Annotated in this window: 12 protein-coding genes and 1 pseudogene; 9 read left to right on the forward strand and 4 right to left on the reverse strand. The window is 57.4% G+C overall.

Annotated features, from left to right (window positions below):
- The first annotated feature begins 65 nt into the window (after nt 1-65).
- The 4 genes and pseudogenes from AC0L2J_RS23965 to AC0L2J_RS23980 all read left to right on the forward strand — a co-directional run bounded on the left by AC0L2J_RS23965 (nt 66) and on the right by AC0L2J_RS23980 (nt 4,583).
- Entirely contained in the window at nt 66-533 is a 468-nt protein-coding gene (locus AC0L2J_RS23965; protein ID WP_473394733.1) for a multiubiquitin domain-containing protein, read from the forward strand.
- Nucleotides 508-1,707, forward strand: coding sequence for a ThiF family adenylyltransferase (locus AC0L2J_RS23970; protein ID WP_473394734.1), 1,200 nt, complete (start codon nt 508-510; stop codon nt 1,705-1,707). Before AC0L2J_RS23965 ends, AC0L2J_RS23970 begins: the two co-directional genes overlap by 26 nt.
- On the forward strand, nt 1,704-2,114 hold the full coding sequence (locus tag AC0L2J_RS23975; protein ID WP_473394735.1) for a ubiquitination-like system serine protease family protein: 411 nt from the start codon (nt 1,704-1,706) through the stop codon (nt 2,112-2,114). The genes AC0L2J_RS23970 and AC0L2J_RS23975 overlap by 4 nt, the downstream gene beginning before the upstream one ends.
- A gap of 959 nt (nt 2,115-3,073) precedes the next feature.
- Nucleotides 3,074-4,583: pseudogene (locus tag AC0L2J_RS23980) on the forward strand (ISL3 family transposase).
- 408 nt (nt 4,584-4,991) lie between these two features.
- On the opposite strand, the gene AC0L2J_RS23985 reads toward AC0L2J_RS23980, so the two are convergent.
- A complete protein-coding gene (locus tag AC0L2J_RS23985; RefSeq protein WP_473394736.1) occupies nt 4,992-5,678 on the reverse strand; it encodes an HAD family hydrolase in 687 nt (228 codons plus the stop codon).
- Nucleotides 5,679-6,864: 1,186 nt separating this feature from the next.
- Nucleotides 6,865-7,095: a hypothetical protein gene (locus tag AC0L2J_RS23990; protein ID WP_473394737.1), complete on the reverse strand. Its 231-nt coding sequence runs from the start codon at nt 7,093-7,095 to the stop codon at nt 6,865-6,867.
- 208 nt (nt 7,096-7,303) lie between these two features.
- Between AC0L2J_RS23990 and AC0L2J_RS23995 the strand changes: the two genes are divergently transcribed.
- Nucleotides 7,304-7,465: a hypothetical protein gene (locus AC0L2J_RS23995; RefSeq protein WP_204512251.1), complete on the forward strand. Its 162-nt coding sequence runs from the start codon at nt 7,304-7,306 to the stop codon at nt 7,463-7,465.
- Nucleotides 7,466-8,627: 1,162 nt separating this feature from the next.
- Here the strand turns inward: AC0L2J_RS23995 and AC0L2J_RS24000 are convergent.
- On the reverse strand, nt 8,628-9,911 hold the full coding sequence (locus AC0L2J_RS24000) for an NAD(P)/FAD-dependent oxidoreductase (RefSeq protein WP_473394738.1): 1,284 nt from the start codon (nt 9,909-9,911) through the stop codon (nt 8,628-8,630).
- 357 nt (nt 9,912-10,268) lie between these two features.
- Here AC0L2J_RS24000 and ybgC point away from each other — a divergent pair, with 357 nt between their 5' ends.
- Together ybgC and AC0L2J_RS24010 are read left to right on the forward strand one after the other, a co-directional pair.
- Nucleotides 10,269-10,712 carry a tol-pal system-associated acyl-CoA thioesterase gene (gene ybgC / locus AC0L2J_RS24005; RefSeq protein ID WP_007596415.1) on the forward strand — a complete coding sequence of 148 codons (444 nt, stop codon included), beginning with the start codon at nt 10,269-10,271 and terminating at the stop codon, nt 10,710-10,712.
- A 125-nt stretch (nt 10,713-10,837) separates the two neighbouring features.
- Nucleotides 10,838-11,053 carry a hypothetical protein gene (locus tag AC0L2J_RS24010; RefSeq protein ID WP_473394739.1) on the forward strand — a complete coding sequence of 72 codons (216 nt, stop codon included), beginning with the start codon at nt 10,838-10,840 and terminating at the stop codon, nt 11,051-11,053.
- 69 nt (nt 11,054-11,122) lie between these two features.
- Here AC0L2J_RS24010 and AC0L2J_RS24015 read toward each other — a convergent pair whose 3' ends face one another.
- Nucleotides 11,123-11,326 carry a hypothetical protein gene (locus tag AC0L2J_RS24015; RefSeq protein ID WP_143272996.1) on the reverse strand — a complete coding sequence of 68 codons (204 nt, stop codon included), beginning with the start codon at nt 11,324-11,326 and terminating at the stop codon, nt 11,123-11,125.
- A gap of 861 nt (nt 11,327-12,187) precedes the next feature.
- Between AC0L2J_RS24015 and AC0L2J_RS24020 the strand changes: the two genes are divergently transcribed.
- Both AC0L2J_RS24020 and sbmA read left to right on the forward strand, forming a co-directional pair.
- The gene (locus AC0L2J_RS24020; protein ID WP_473394740.1) at nt 12,188-12,931 is read left to right on the forward strand and encodes an outer membrane protein; all 744 of its coding nucleotides are present in this window, start codon (nt 12,188-12,190) and stop codon (nt 12,929-12,931) included.
- A gap of 164 nt (nt 12,932-13,095) precedes the next feature.
- Entirely contained in the window at nt 13,096-14,307 is a 1,212-nt protein-coding gene (gene sbmA, locus AC0L2J_RS24025; RefSeq protein ID WP_473394741.1) for a peptide antibiotic transporter SbmA, read from the forward strand.
- Nucleotides 14,308-15,130 lie beyond the last annotated feature (823 nt).

Here is a 15,130-nt window from a genome sequence, read left to right on the forward strand (position 1 = left end):
GGTAGTTGCTTGACAAAGTTAGCGCAGCGGCGTATATCTAGCGTATGGCCTTCGGGCAGATAGCCATGCCAGCAGAAAGTCTCGACATCATGTCTGACCACTACCACGAAGTTCGCATCCACATTGATCGGGAGGCCTACGAGGCCCCCAATCCGACGACGGGCGAGGCGCTTTATAGCCTGGCCGACATCGGCCAGCACAAAGAGCTTTTTCGCGAGGTGGAGGGTGATCATGAGGATATGCCGATCCCCCGGGACGGTACGCAGATCCATCTGAAGGATGACGAGCATTTCTACTCGCAGAAGGTCATAACGATCTATGTCAATGGTACGCAGGAGCTCTGGCCGCGCCGTAAGATCTCCTACGATCAGGTCGTGAAGCTGGCCTTTCCCCATGGCCCGTTCGGCGGCGACATTCGCTACAGCGTTTCGTGGACGAAACCCGACGGCCAAGAGAATTCCTTGCGGCCCGGCCATTCTGTCGCGGTGGTTGAAGGAATGATTTTCGATGTCCGTAACACCGATAAATCTTAGTCTAAGTCCAGACCTTGCCAAGCTTGAGGCGGAAGGGTTCCGCCTCAAACTTGTTCAAGGGACCGCCTCCCATTTGCTCATAGAAGGCATACCGGCCGTGACGTCCGCGGGGCAGGTGGTGCCGGGGGTGCTCTATTGCCCGCTCGAGATCAATTCGGTTGGCGTTGCCGTAAATCCGTGTGCAAATCATCAGTGCTGGTGGATTGGTGAACCGCCGTGCGATTCGACCGGCCGTGTGATGACAGAGATGATATCGAACCCTGCAGAAGATAAGGGCGATGGCATCAAGACAACTGTTGGGTTTTCGCGCAAGCGGGCCAACAAGACGGACTATGGCGATTATCACGAAAAGATATGGGCCTATGTACGCTTGATCTGGCACGAGGCGCAGGTTCTCGACCGCAATTGTGATCCTCGAAGCGATAAGCCGGTGCCGGCAGTTGTCGAAGCGCAAAACCGAGTCTTTCGCTATCCGGACATGGCAACAACGCGTGCGGGCATCGGTGCTGCAACTGCGAAGCTCCTTGCGAGACGCGTAGCAATCATTGGCCTCGGCGGATCCGGTTCGTACATTCTCGATCTTCTGGCGAAGACGCCGATCGAGGAACTGCACCTGTTCGATGGCGATGACTTCGAACTTCACAATGCCTTTCGGTCACCAGGCGCACCCGCAGCCGAGGAATTGACCAATCCAAAAAAGGTAGATTGGCTTTTTGGCATTTACGACCGCATGCGCACGGGAATATTTCGGCATCCGTATCATGTTCGAGCTGAACAGTTACCGGAGCTCGCCGGATTCGACTTTGTATTCGTGGCGATCGACGACTCATTCGCAAGAAAGGTCATCTTGGAGGGACTTCTCGCTATGCAGGTCCCCTTTATCGATGTCGGGATAGATGTCGGCATCGACGAAAAGGGACAGCTGCGAGGTCAATGCCGTGTCACTGTTGCAACTTCCGAACAGCACGAGCACCTTCAGGAGGTCGTTTCTTTTGCCACCGCAGAGAACGATATTTACCGCAATATCCAAATCGCGGATCTGAACATGCAGAACGCGGCTATGGCCGTTACGAAATGGAAGAAAATGAGAGGCTTTTACGGCGACGACTGCCGTGAGCACCACTCGCTCTATACCATTGCCACCCATGGTTTGACGAAAGAGGACAGGAAGTGAAGATTTCCGCGCTGCAGCCTCTTTTCGTCGACTTTATTCCAAAGGAGATCGACGACGGTATTTTGTACGTCTCCCAGCGATTTCAGACCGCAAGCCATCGCTGCTGTTGCGGCTGTGGCACCAGAGTCGTCACGCCGTTTCGCAACGCTGAATATTCCCTGACCCAAAAGAACGGCGTTGTTTCTCTCTCTCCGTCGATAGGCAATTGGAACCATCCGTGCCAGTCGCACTATTGGATTACGAAAAATATGGTCGTTTGGGCGGGAGCAATGACAAAGGCACAGATTCAAGCCGGCCGCGCACATGATGACTCTCTTAGAGATGCTTACTTCAGGCAGGCCGCGTGGCCGTGGTGGCGGCGCGTTGGAAGAGGCATCCGCGCATTGTGGAAAGCTTTATTCGGTTAAAAGTGCATCGTGATCCGTAAACTGGATTACTGACGCTTTTTGTCGGGCGGATCTCGTTTCCGAGGTCCAACACGACTAGGTCGCCGGATGCTGTTCAAAATCGCGCGAGGTGGGTGATTTTTGCCACACGAAAAACGTCCAACATTTCGTCCAACAATACGTCCCCCACAAATCCTGCAGGCATGCTAAACTATTGAAATTCGGTAGTTAAACAAAGTAATGGGGCGCCTCAAGCGCGAAATGGCAATCCTCGCGACCAGCGGCGGAATGGGCCGAGCGCACCAAACGGCTGGCCGCGCGCGTTCCCGGGCAGGACATTTTTTCGGACGGCCTCGTTGAACGCCAGAACGGCGGTTGGAAAATCACGGTGAGAGGGCGAGTTGTGCTCGAGACCATGGAGGCGCGCCGAGGCCAAGACGAGCCGACGGAGAAGGTCCCAGTCGAAACGGCCGGGCCGGTGCCATCCGTGCCCAGCCCTCGAAACTGCGAACCGCTGACGCGAGCGCTTCCAGCGTCGCCGCGAAGCCCGCGAACGCGCGCGAGCGCATGCATCTTGAGGAGCAGCCGCCGAGTTCTCCCAGCGGCTCAGAAAGTCAGGTCGTTGACTCGCCTGTGGCGCACACGAACAGGTCCCCTGGGTAGGGGGTGTGGGAGCGAATTGGACTATGTCCGCCAGCAGCGGCGAAGCGCATCTCCATCCGGCAGCGCGACCCGCGCTTCAAACCGAACCCGGTGCCTTTGGCGTACCGTGCGGCACGAGCGCTGGTGCTGTTACGATTGCGGAGTTCCGGATGCCCAACTTTGGCCCCGTCAGCGTCCAACCATGACCCAGGCCTACTGCTGATTTCGTCCAGTCCAGTACTGACTTGCGATGGAATAGCTGGGGTCAGCGTTCGGCTCTGACTCATTTCTGATGAAGTTCGCCGGCGACTGTGGTTCTTCAACGGAGAATCGGCGCCATGCGGACAGGCTTTCGAATTTCATCGCTAGTACCGAGTGGTTTGGTCTTTGATGGCGTAAGTGATTCAGAGGATTCGGTTATTCTGGCTGTTCGGTCAGAGGCTGCGGAGGCCCAGTGCCCTTTGTGCGCGACACTATCGCGCCGAGTCCATAGCCGCTACATCCGGCACGTGGCCGATTTGCCATCAGCGGGCAGAAAGGTGCGCCTCCGATTACTCACGCGGCGCTTCACATGCGAGGTGCCGCATTGCCGCCGGCGGATCTTCGCGGAGCGGTTCGGAGAAGACGTCGTTCCGCTTCGACGGCGTCGGACGGCACGGCTCGAACACATCGTCCATCACCTGGGGTTGGCGCTCGGCGGCCGGCCGGCAGCAAGCTTCGCCAAGCGGCTCATGCTGCCTGTCAGCAACGATACCTTGCTGCGGGTGGTCCGCCGGCGGGCGGCGATGCCGATGGATCCCTTGCTTGTTGTGGGTATTGATGACTGGGCGTTCCGGAGAAATCGTCGGTACGGGACCATCGTGTGCGATTTGGAGCGTCGGCGGGCTGTCGAAGCACCCGGGCATCAACATTGTGTCGCGAGATCGCGGTGGTGGATATGGCGAGGCAGCAGCCAAGGCGCTGCCGAACGCCATCCAGGTCGCCGACCGCTGGCATCTGATGGAAAACGCGAGCGCGGCCTTCCTTGAAGCGGTGCGCCGTTCGATGAGCAAAATCCGAGCCGCAATCGGGGCGACGACGATCGATCTTAAACTGCTGACCTGCGCGGAAAAGCTTCGCTATCAGGGTTATCTGCGGCGCCAGGACAGCCATGCCGCAATCGCGGCTCTTGTCAGCGACGGTGTGCCGCTCAAGGAGATCGTCCGCCGCACAGGACATAGTCGCAATCTGGTTCGCCAAATTAGTCGCGGCGGCGGTACGGATATCTTCCGCACCCGTCAAAGCACCCTGAATGGGCACCTGCCGTTCCTGGACGCGCAGTGGTCAGGCGGCTGTCGTAACGGTGCCGAACTCTGGCGCCGTTTGAGAGGGCAAGGCTTTAAGGGATCGCTGCGCGTGGTGGCGGAATGGGCCACGCGACGGCGACGCGCCGAGACCATCAGCCGTCAACAATTGCAGAGGGTCCCCGCCGCCCGGACGATAGCGCAGTTGATGACGATGAAGCGGGACCACCTAACCAAGGCCGAGACCGTCACGGTTGCCGCTATTGAACAAAGCGTCCCTATGCTGGCCGATGCCAACGCTCTCGTTGGCCGCTTCCACGCGATGATCCGAAAGAGGGCCGAGATCGAGCTCGAACCTTGGATAGATGAATCCAAGCGGAGCCTCATTGGCTCGTTCGCGAATGGGATCGCCAACGACAAGGGCGCGGTGCACGCGGCTATCACGCAACCGTGGTCCAATGGCCAAGTGGAAGCTCAGATCACCAAGCTCAAGCTGGTCAAGCGGCAGATGTACGGGCGCGCTAAGCTCGATCTCCTTCAGGCTAGGCTGATTGGCGCGCCATAAAAACAAACACGATCATCGAATACGCGTCAGAGCCAGCGTTCGACGCACATCGGGGTGAAGTTGCTCTCCGATTCTACAATGTGACGCTTCCCAACACGCTCGACTATCTGGGATCGCTGAGGTCGTAAGAGCGGCAATGTGTGGGTGAGGGATGGGTTATTGTTCGATCTGCAAGACATCGTCAAGCCTCGAGCAGCGCACCCGTGACGACTACAGGCGTCTGGAATGCCGCGTGTGCGGCAGGTACCGGATTACGGGTTCGGTATTGCAGATGCTGGACTCGCGACTGAGTTGAGCCATGCGACGCGTGCGATGTCGAAGGCGGAGTTCGAATCGCCGAGATAAACTCGTTCAACATGGACGACATGATCAAGGTTTTACAGACCCTGTGCGGTGATTCTTCGCCGATCATGATTTGTGCATTCCGAAAAAACCGTAGCTTCGTAAGATTGGCAACAGCTCATGAAGGTTGTTAATCGTGTAGTCTGGATGCGCCGCTTGCAGGCGCGCCTCGGAAACAAATCCCCCGGTAATGGCTATACTTATCAGTCCGAGATTCCGTGCAATATCCGTTTCGATCGGCATATCGCCGATGATGAAAGTTGACGCTGGTTTCAAGTTGTTCTTCTGCATGTATAGACGAAGTCGCTCTCCTTTGCTTGTCGATTTGTATTGCGTGTCGCGGCTTTCGAACGCGAGCACATCGTCGATGCAGTCATTGATTCCAAGTCTTCTCAATTGGTAGCGCAGAGGGTCGACTATATGGTTGCTCACGATGATGGACGAAACCCCTTCTCGGCGCGCCAACTCCAAGACTCTGCGCGCGCCCTCGCGTAGATCGGCTCTGCCCGCAAGAGCCTCATAGGCGTCGTGAAACATTGCACTCCCATCGCGATCCACCGTCGCAAGCTCGTCTCGCGATAGTCCGAGGCTGCGATAAAGAAGAGACAGCGGAACGTCGCAATGCTCCCGAAGCGTCTTCATGTCGATCGTTGTACGACCAAAGCGATCTAGAATTGCATTGGTGGTTTCGAGCAGTGCGTATGCATCATCGAGCAACGTTCCATTCCAATCGAAGACGAGAACCGGTTTCATGATCTGACCTTAAGCATAGATTCCGTGCGGGTGCCACCGTCGTTCGCCACGTAGTAGCACCGAACTACTACGGCATGGGCATCGACACATCTAGATGAGTTGAAATGCTGGCGAGAATGGAGACGATTGACGCCCGCGATCAATCGAGCAAGTTTCATTTGGACTCCTGGGCCGGCGACTGCGAGGCCGTCATGATCGTACGGGCTCTTTTCGGTGTCCCAGCAATCCACGTGCCACCAAAGCCATTTGCGAGCCTCGCTTGAAGAGGGCAAAACCATGTTCTTCGGCTCCGGCGACGGAATACTCGCGCGTCAGTGTCTGGTCTCCGACATTAACGTCTTCAGCCGGATACGGCTGAACACGACAACGCGAAATGTTGAATATGATGGAGGCGCCATTCGCAAGTGTTCGCGGGCGGCGCTCCATGGAGACGGGGCCTTTGCGCAGAAGACGCTCCGGTTGGCATGGGGAAGTCGGGCTTCAGCAGGCGACTGCCTGAGCAACACGCGATTTGAGGACCGCGAAGCGATCTTTCGTGGCGAGCACTCGCGGTCCTTGGCAGACTCGAGCTTCGCTGAATGCGCCTCAGGTCCGATCATCATCCGGCTTGGGGACGCGGCCCTTGCCATCGCACTTGTGTCAACGGTTACATCCAACCCACGGGCAGGGCGAAGAGGCTAAAGCCCTCGCACAATTCCCGCCAGAATATCTGCCCGCTTAAGGCATTTTCGACCGTAGCAGCGCAGAAGCTGCATCGCGTGTCGCGCACGTTACGTCATCTAAAAGCGCACGTTCCTGCGACCTACGGTGATCGCGAACCGCTTCGCAAGATTAGGTGGCCGACAGTTGACGAAAGCAACAGGGCTCAGACAGAAGAAGTTGAGCTGCTGCAAGAACACGCAAGCCTTAGAAATATGATCTAACCTGGGCATGTCCCTGCCGGGTTAACTTTGTAACTGGCCGCCCGGCAGCGCTCCTGGCAGCTTATTGTGTTCCGGCTTGTGGACCGTGGAGGATGGCGCGCGTCAAGACTTCGACCCGTTCGGCAATTTGGCGAATTCGCCTCGCCACGTCCTCGACTGCGGTCATGTCCACCGGCTGCGTGCAGGAAATTGAGCTCATCTTCGCGTTAAGGTCCCTCAGCTCAGCCTTGCAGCGCTCTAACTCCGCGTTGAGCATCGTAACTTCATTCATCGCCGTTGCCCGTATTGCCGTTGCTTCCGAGAAGATGTTTGTTCGGAGCATGCACCTGATTGCAATCTTTGTCGCGCTCGCGTGGCTCCACATGGGTAGGGGGCATCTCGAAAGGCACAGAACGGCCAACCCAAACACCGACCGGGTCGTTCACGCGCACAGCTGCAAATGGAGCCCCCATACCCAATTTATATAAAGGAATGAATTTCAATGGCACGCGCATGCGTTCCTCTCAGCAAAGCCCGGGCGGCCGGCCGCACTCGCAAGAATCCAAAACGATTTTCGGGCCGCAAAGAGCCAAACGGCTTGGGTCCGTTAGGCGAACCGCCGAAATGCTTAGGCAAACCGCACGAGCGCGAGGCGCGGCGAACGCTGTCTGATGACCTTCGATGGTTCAACCCGGAGCCACCGGACGCTAGTGGCAATGGCAAGTGGGCTGGTTGCGCGGCAAATCGGAGGCGAAGACGTTGGCGAAAGCTCTGAATCTTCTCAGAATGATGCTGAATTCCATTGGCGGCTCGCTGTTCGATGCATCGAAAGTAATGATGCCGGAAGTGGAAGATGCTGAAGACCCGGCCACGAAATACTTCTAGCTCATTCTCAATTACTCTCGCCTGAATGGGCATCTCCAAACAAGAGTGTAGAAGCCCGGCTGAACCGGACTTCCGCTGTTGTCGGTCGCTCCCTTCGGATTGTGATCTGCCCATACGATCAGACGCCATCGAATGGTGCTTGTGCTGACGTATGCGCATGATTGCTTTGCGGAGGCAGTGTGTGGCCTGCTGCAATTCCGATTTCGCGATGACAGCCCGTGCATCGGTAGAGAGCGGCAAAGGGAGCCGCGACTCCCGGCCCCTGATCCTGATCGAAACAGTCGCTGTTAGATTGCTGTAGGTAGTTGGCGTTCTTATAGGTAGCCATTCGACTTCTGTCACTAGAGTAAAGCCGGACTTGACCTCTCGGGACTTACCGAATGTAATGCTGTTGCTGCTAACATCAGCGTTTGGCCCGCAGTCCGCAAGCGTTGCGCGGGCAATCGGGGCCGCCAGTCGCAAGCTGGCGGTTCTCCCCGATTCGTTTCGACCAGTGGAACACGTTTCCCGGCGTGCAACCGCAAATAGCGGAATCTTACGCCGGCTATTCACAGGGCCTTCCTGTGGACAACCTCATTATTCGGAAGAGATTTCGCCGCGCACCGCACGCGCTCGGCGCATGGATTAATTATGACACCCAAACAGAAAGCCGCGCTGGCATCTAGCACTACGATGCCGGGATAAAGCAGGGAGGCGAAGTTGCCCTGTCCATCATAAGGGAGTTTCCAGACGGATTCAGCGAAACGAAACGACGCAGAACTCGCCTCACAGGCTGGCGCTTCCCTTTCGACCGCCGTGACGGCAACTCATGAGCGCTTCCAGTTTGGGGTGGGCCTTCGCGCCGGTGTCTCGCGATATCGAGAAACCCTTTTAAAGTGCGGCTTCGGTCACTGCCGGCTTTTGCGTTGAGCGCGTCTTCATCGAGCGGTCCCGTCGGGGAGATGATCCGCCTCCACGGTGCGGACTGGCATTCGGCGGAGAACCGACAGCTCGAGTCATGAACGTCATCCGTCGCAAGCTCGTCGTTTTCACCATCCGATTGTCTGACCCGAGGTATCCTAAGTTCCATGACGGCGCCCTTGAACACATCATAACAACATCACGAGGACCGGCATGCTTCGAGCGAGGGCAGCTTGTGAAGCCAACCAGGTTGCTGGGGTGATCAGAACCAGGAATCCATCAGGTGAACAAGCTGGGAGCCCGCCGTATAAAACGCCTCCTGCGCTGCACGAAAGCGCTGGGCTTCAACGGCGGTGACCGGCAACGGCAGGTCGTTCTCCGCGATCTGCCCCAATACATACGAAGCCAAAACACTGCCAAACACAGTGCCTGGTGCGATTCCGCGGCCGTTATAGCCACTGAAACCGATGACTTTGCGGTCCAGCTTGTGAAGCCGGGGCAAGTTGTCGGAGGTCATTCCAATCATGCCAAACCAGCCGGTTTCAAACTGGACGCCCCGAAGCCCTGGAAAAAGCTTGTGCAACGATCTTTGGGCCCAAGCGCGGTGAATAGATCGCCCAATCCCCTCAAGCGCACCAACACTGCCAAACACGAGTCGCCCGGAGCGATCGAGGCGAAACGAAGAGAGGACTTCTCGAGTGTCCCACACACCGTGCCGCTCAGGCAGGATCGACTTTCTCAGATCCTCGGGCAGACATGGCGTGCCAAAGTTGAAATAGGGCAGTTGAATCTGTTCTTGCCGTACCTCAGACCAAAGTCCTTTGCTATAAGCGTCCGTCGCGACGACCACCCAGTCGGCCTCTACAGATCCGCTTTCGGTGCCGACTCTCCAGCGGAAACCATTCTGTTGCGCCATGACGGCCTCACTATGCGTAAATATCCTGGCTCCCATCGCAAGCGCGGCCCGCGCTAACCCTCGCACATAAGCCAATGGCTGTATGGTGCCGGCGCGCTTATCGAGCAGCGCGCCGGTGTAGTCGCCACCGCCTACTTTGCTGCGTGTTGCCTCCGCATTTAGCACCAGGACGGGCGCTCCACGCTTCTGCCACTGTTCGGCACGGGCCTCAACCTCCTCCAAGCCCTTACGTCCGACCGCACAATGCAAGGTGCCGGCACGTTCGACTTCACATTCGATGTGGTGCTTTTCGATGAGCTCGAATACCGTCTGCGGTCCGCGGCCGAGCTGTTCAAGTAACCGTTCTCCAAAAGGCGCGCGGAGCGCGGCCGGAAGCGACTCAGGCATGAGCCACATGCCCGCATTCACGAGTCCGACGTTCCGCCCGGACCCGCCGAATCCTATTTCAGACGCCTCCAAAAGCGCAACACGCGCTCCACCTTCAGCTAGATGAAGGGCCGCCGACAGCCCGGTATATCCACCGCCAATCACGACGATATCCGCTGCAATTTCATCAGTAAGTGGAGCAGTTTGTGGCGCTGGTGGCGCAGTCAGCACCCACAGTCCGTGTGATCGTCGATTGTTTCGCATCCGCCAATCCTCTTACAAGTAGCTTCTTGATCGACCCGAGCTCCAGCAGCCATCGTGAATACCGCTAAGTTCTGGCGGACCTCTCTAGTATCCAAGCGGACCTCCCTAGCTTCCAACACTGACGTGCCAGCGCCACACCGGCAGGCAAATCGCAGGCCAAAAGGGCAGTTCGTCATCACCCCGAAGATCAGGCCGAGCTACTAAGTTGTTGATCTGTTGAGGGCACGCGCAGCACCCACGCGGCGGTGCGCCGGAGCTCCGACTGCGCGAACAAAGCCAAAGCCCCTCGGCGCTTGCTCTGGAACGCGCCTTTGTGCGAGACAATGGGTCCCAAAAGGGCAGCAAGGGGACCACACCGTGAGAGCCTCTCTTGATGGCGAAATTCGCGACGGCCGCCATCATATGCAGATCCGGGTCTATTTCGAAGATACCGACTCCGGCCAGATTGTTTATCACGCAAATTTCTTGCGCTTCATGGAACGCGGCAGAACGAACTACTTGCGCCTGCTCGGAACGAATCAGCAAGCATTACTCAAAGAAGCCAAGAACGATGCGCCCGGTGTTGCCTTCGTTGTGCGCTCGATGACGATCGATTTTCTAAAACCGGCGGTCTTGGATGACATTCTTGACGTCGTCACAGTCCCGCAAGAGGTGAGGGGCGCGTCGATTGCCTTGCTGCAGGAATGCAGGCGTGGCGACGATCTCCTGGTCACAGCACGTGTACGGGTAGCGTTTATCTCAGCTGGAAAGGCGCAGCGCATCCCGAAGTCGCTGCGGCTCGCTATGGAAGGGCATAGATAAATCTGCCGCCTCATTCACGCGTTTGCCTTGCAGCGCTCCAACGAATTCAAGTCATCATGGCGGCGTAAGTTAAAGCAAATGGGCTGCGGCAAACCCGGGGTGGCTCAATTGCACAGTCCAGCCGAATGAAACAGAAGCCGGCTAAGAACGAAAATAAATCGGACTTCGTCGGCCGCTTTGGTCACAGCGACCACAGCGAAACCCACGTCAAGGATGACGGGCCGATTGGCGACTGGCGCGGCTATCCCGCGGCGCTGCCGTGGCGAACTTGCGCGATCGCATTTCGCGGCTCTTCTCAAATGGCGGCACCGTCTCCATTGCCCCATGCTCCATCTGGCTGACGGCAGCGAGGCGGATGGTTTCCGAGCTGCGCGCCAACGCTCGGTGCTCTTGCCACTCCGGATAAAAAATCATGGAAGAGGGCGGAACCGAGCGCGATCATTTTCGACGAGATGGTCAAGACGGTCCAGGAGCCGGCCCAATCGAAGGCGGCCGGCGGCCTCGTCCTTGGGTCTGAAAACATCAAAGGCACGTTTGTCGGATTCATTAGAAGGTTCAATCTTTATGTTGTTTTCTGGAATGCGGATCAGCACGATCGAGCGATCGTCATTCACCGTCGCTCAAAGAGGATGGATATCGTCGCGGAAATGCCGCTTACGTTCGAGACCGCGCATCGGCTAGCGCTCTTTATGCCGCGTGCCGTGCCGACAACAACATTGCGCCGGATGCGCCGCCAATCGAATGAAGGGCCGCGCGGCCATTTTCGAAGTTGGTCCGGGCCTCCAATAGGCAAAACTGTTTCGTGGGGCGCCCACTTTATGTCAGCGAGTGCCATGATATCAGAATGGCAACCGGTGGCCTGTGGGCTGCCATACCTTACTTCACCGCTTGAACGCGCGAGGATAGTGCCGTGGCTAATGACGTAGAGCTTCTGATCTCGTATTTCGCGCTTTCGGGGCACGTTTACCCGCTGGGGGCCTGCTGAGGTCACTCCATTCCAATTCAAAGGCAGGGTCGAAGGGGCAGCGCGCGCGGGGTTCAACGGGTTCGGTCTTCACTACGAAGACACGATGGTCGCGCAAAGCAAGATTGGTTTTGCGGAAATGAGACGCATTCTTCAAGACAATGGCATCAAATATCTGAAGATTGAATTTCTGCTCGATTGGTACCGGACTGACGAGAAGCGAATGGAATCCGACAAATTCCGTCAGCAAACTGCTCGATTGTCTCCGCCGAACTTGGAATGCGGGATATCAAGGTGGGCCCGGGATTCCAAGAAACGCATGCCGATGTGGCGCTCCGCCCATGGTGGCCTCCGTAAGGGGACACTTGGGAATGATCTGCAACGCAGAACCTAACGCAGCGTCCGGTTCACGCATTTCTTTCGGCACGAATGTTGTGACGCAGCTACAGCAATTCGCGCGCACGTTGTTAAGACGCACGAGGCTCGGGGCACTCAAGACATGAGAGTAGAAATGAAGAACTTCTTGCTTACGACTGTGAGCATTGTGGCGCTTGGCGCAATTGCGTCCGCATCCGGTGCAGACCTGGCTGCGCAGCCCGTCCAACCTCTCTACTCCAAAGCTCCGCCGCCTGTCGCGGCTGCAATTTACGACTGGAGCGGCCTCTACGTCGGTGTGAACGGCGGCTTGGGCTCAAGCTCGAATTGCTGGTACTACAATGGTCGCACCCCTGAGGGCTGTCATGATGCGACCGGCATTACCGTCGGCGGGCAGATCGGCTATCGATGGCAGATCGGCCAGATCGTGCTGGGCGTTGAAGGTCAGGGGAACTGGGCTGATCTGAGCGGATCCAACGTCAGCATTGCGTTCGGCGATGTCGACCAGAGCAAGATTGGTGCGTTCGGTACGATGACTGGGCAGATCGGTTATGCGCTCGACACCGTACTGTTTTACGCCAAGGGCGGCGTCGCAGTGGCGAGCAACACGTATCGAGTCAACTCCGCAGTCACGGGCGCGCAGTTCGCGGGCGCTGATAGCAGCCCTTGGGGTGCTACTGTGGGCGCCGGGATCGAAGTCGGTTTCGCGTCGAACTGGTCGGTAAGCGTCGAGTACGACCACTTGTTCATGCGGGATGCCGACGTGAACTTTGTCGTGGCTGCTGGTTCGCTGGGCGGCGATCGCATCCGCCAGGATTTCGATCTTGTGACTGCGCGGCTCAACTATAAGTTCGGCGGCCCGATTCTGCTCAAATATTGATCTGAAGTCGGACTGGTGAATCGAAGGCCCCGGCTAGACCGGGGCCTTTCAGGCATCGCGCGTGCGACGCGACTGGCGGGTGACCGGAAGTCAGGAACAGTTAGCGAAACCGCGGCGAGTTCATCTTCTGAGCTGAAGTTCTAAATCGATAAAGGACAGCGAGCATGTTCGTTTCATTCTTCCCTCGACCAAAGTTGTTCTTTGCGTCGTCAATTCTTTGGACGGCGTTGGCGATGGCGTTTTGGTATGTATTTGCCGGCAATCTCTTTCCAGCCCCGGAGAAGCCGGTCGGGCTTGCGACGTTCTGGTCGGCCTCGGCGCTGTGGTTTGATCTCTATTTTGCGCTGGCCGGTACGGTGTTCGCGGCGGCATGGATGTTATTTGCCCCGCATCCCTGGGCGACGTGGTCCATTCTTGGTTCGGCGCTAATCCTGTTCACCTCTTACTTTCAGGTCCAGGTCTCGGTCGCGATCAACAGCTGGTATGGACCGTTCTATGACATGATCCAGGCTGCGCTTTCGAAGTCGGCGCCGGTCACGGTCGAGCAGTTCTACAGCGAGTTGTCGACCTTTGCCGGCATAGCGCTCGTGGCCGTCGTGGTCGGCGTGATGACGCGATTCTTCGTCAGCCACTACATCTTCCGCTGGCGCACGGCGATGAACGATTTTTATGTCGCCAACTGGCCACGGCTGCGCACGATCGAAGGCGCCTCCCAGCGGATCCAGGAAGACACCATGCGCTTCGCCAGCACCATGGAAGGTCTAGGCGTCAATCTCATCAGCGCGGTGCTGACACTGTTGGCGTTCCTGCCGGTTCTGGTGAGGCTGTCCAGCAACGTCACGGAGCTGCCTCTGTTCGGCTCGATTGCCTATCCGCTGGTGTTCGCCGCGGTGATCTGGTCGATCCTGGGCACCGGCGTTCTCGCGCTTATCGGCATCCGCCTGCCCGGAATTGAATTTTTCAACCAGCGGGTCGAAGCGGCCTATCGCAAGGAGCTCGTGCTCGGCGAGGATGATACGGCGCGTGCCAATGCGCCGACATTGAGCGTGCTGTTTAGAGACATTCGCAGGAATTACTTCCGGCTCTATCTGAGCTTCATGTACTTCAATATCGGCCGGATCGTCTATCTCCAGACTGACGTCATCTTTCCTTATCTGCTGCTTGCGCCCACAATCATCGCGGGCAAGATCACCCTCGGCGCGATGAACCAGATCCTCAACGCGTTCACGCAAGTACGAACCTCGTTTCAGTATCTCGTCAACTCCTGGAGCACGATCGTCGAACTGATCTCGATCTATCAGCGGCTGCGGAGCTTTGAGGCAAAGATCCACGGTGGGCCACTGCCGTCGATCGAGATAAGGAAGCCAGCCACATGATTCCTATAGCTATAGGGAGTTGACGGACACCTGACCTTCCGTTCCGCGTCAATCGGTCGCAACGCTGCTGAATTGCTTAAGTTGTGAGAAGGGGCACTCGAGAGAATGGCGCTCGGCGTGGAGAAACTTAGCAACTGCATATCGGAACCCCCGTGACGTGTTGTTGTGGATGACGGCTAGCGCGCCGTTGCAGCGCGCGGACTGAGGCAAAGGGGCGGCGGATGGCTGTAGGGGCCATTACAGCCGCGGCGGGTAAGCTACAAAGCAGCCGCGTCGCGTTCGACCTGCAGTCGAGCCAGCGGGTTCATGACACCGAAGACTTGCTCCGAGAAAACAGCCATGAATCTGATTTGCTCCTGGAAATGGGTTCTCAGAGTCCACACCGCCTAGCTCTACAAATAAGTACCAGCGTGTCGTAAGTTCGACAGTGTGAGTCAGACACGCCTCAACGGTGTTGTCCAGCGAGCAATCATAATTGTGTCACACATGGCACCGGACACTGACTGACTAGCCAGAACGACCATGCGGGATGTTTCAAACTTGATCCGCCTCCATGGAATACGGTGCTAAACAGGGGTAGGCATTACGTGGGGCGGCGAGCCCTTGTGACCGCCGGATGTGTTGGTGTCCATTCTGGTTCTGGCGGAACGGTAATCGAGCCCAGTGGCACCCAAGCTCGTTCTAGCGTCACTGGATCGCGCAGCTGGGCGAAAGTTTCGGTGCGAATATCGAGCCACTCGAACCAGCGATCCTGGACGGCGACAAGCTGGGCTGGCCGGAGCACGCCGAAATTATCTCGAAGAGAAATTCTTATCACCGTAAG

It is taken from the genome of Bradyrhizobium sp. MV1.5 (assembly GCF_055807615.1).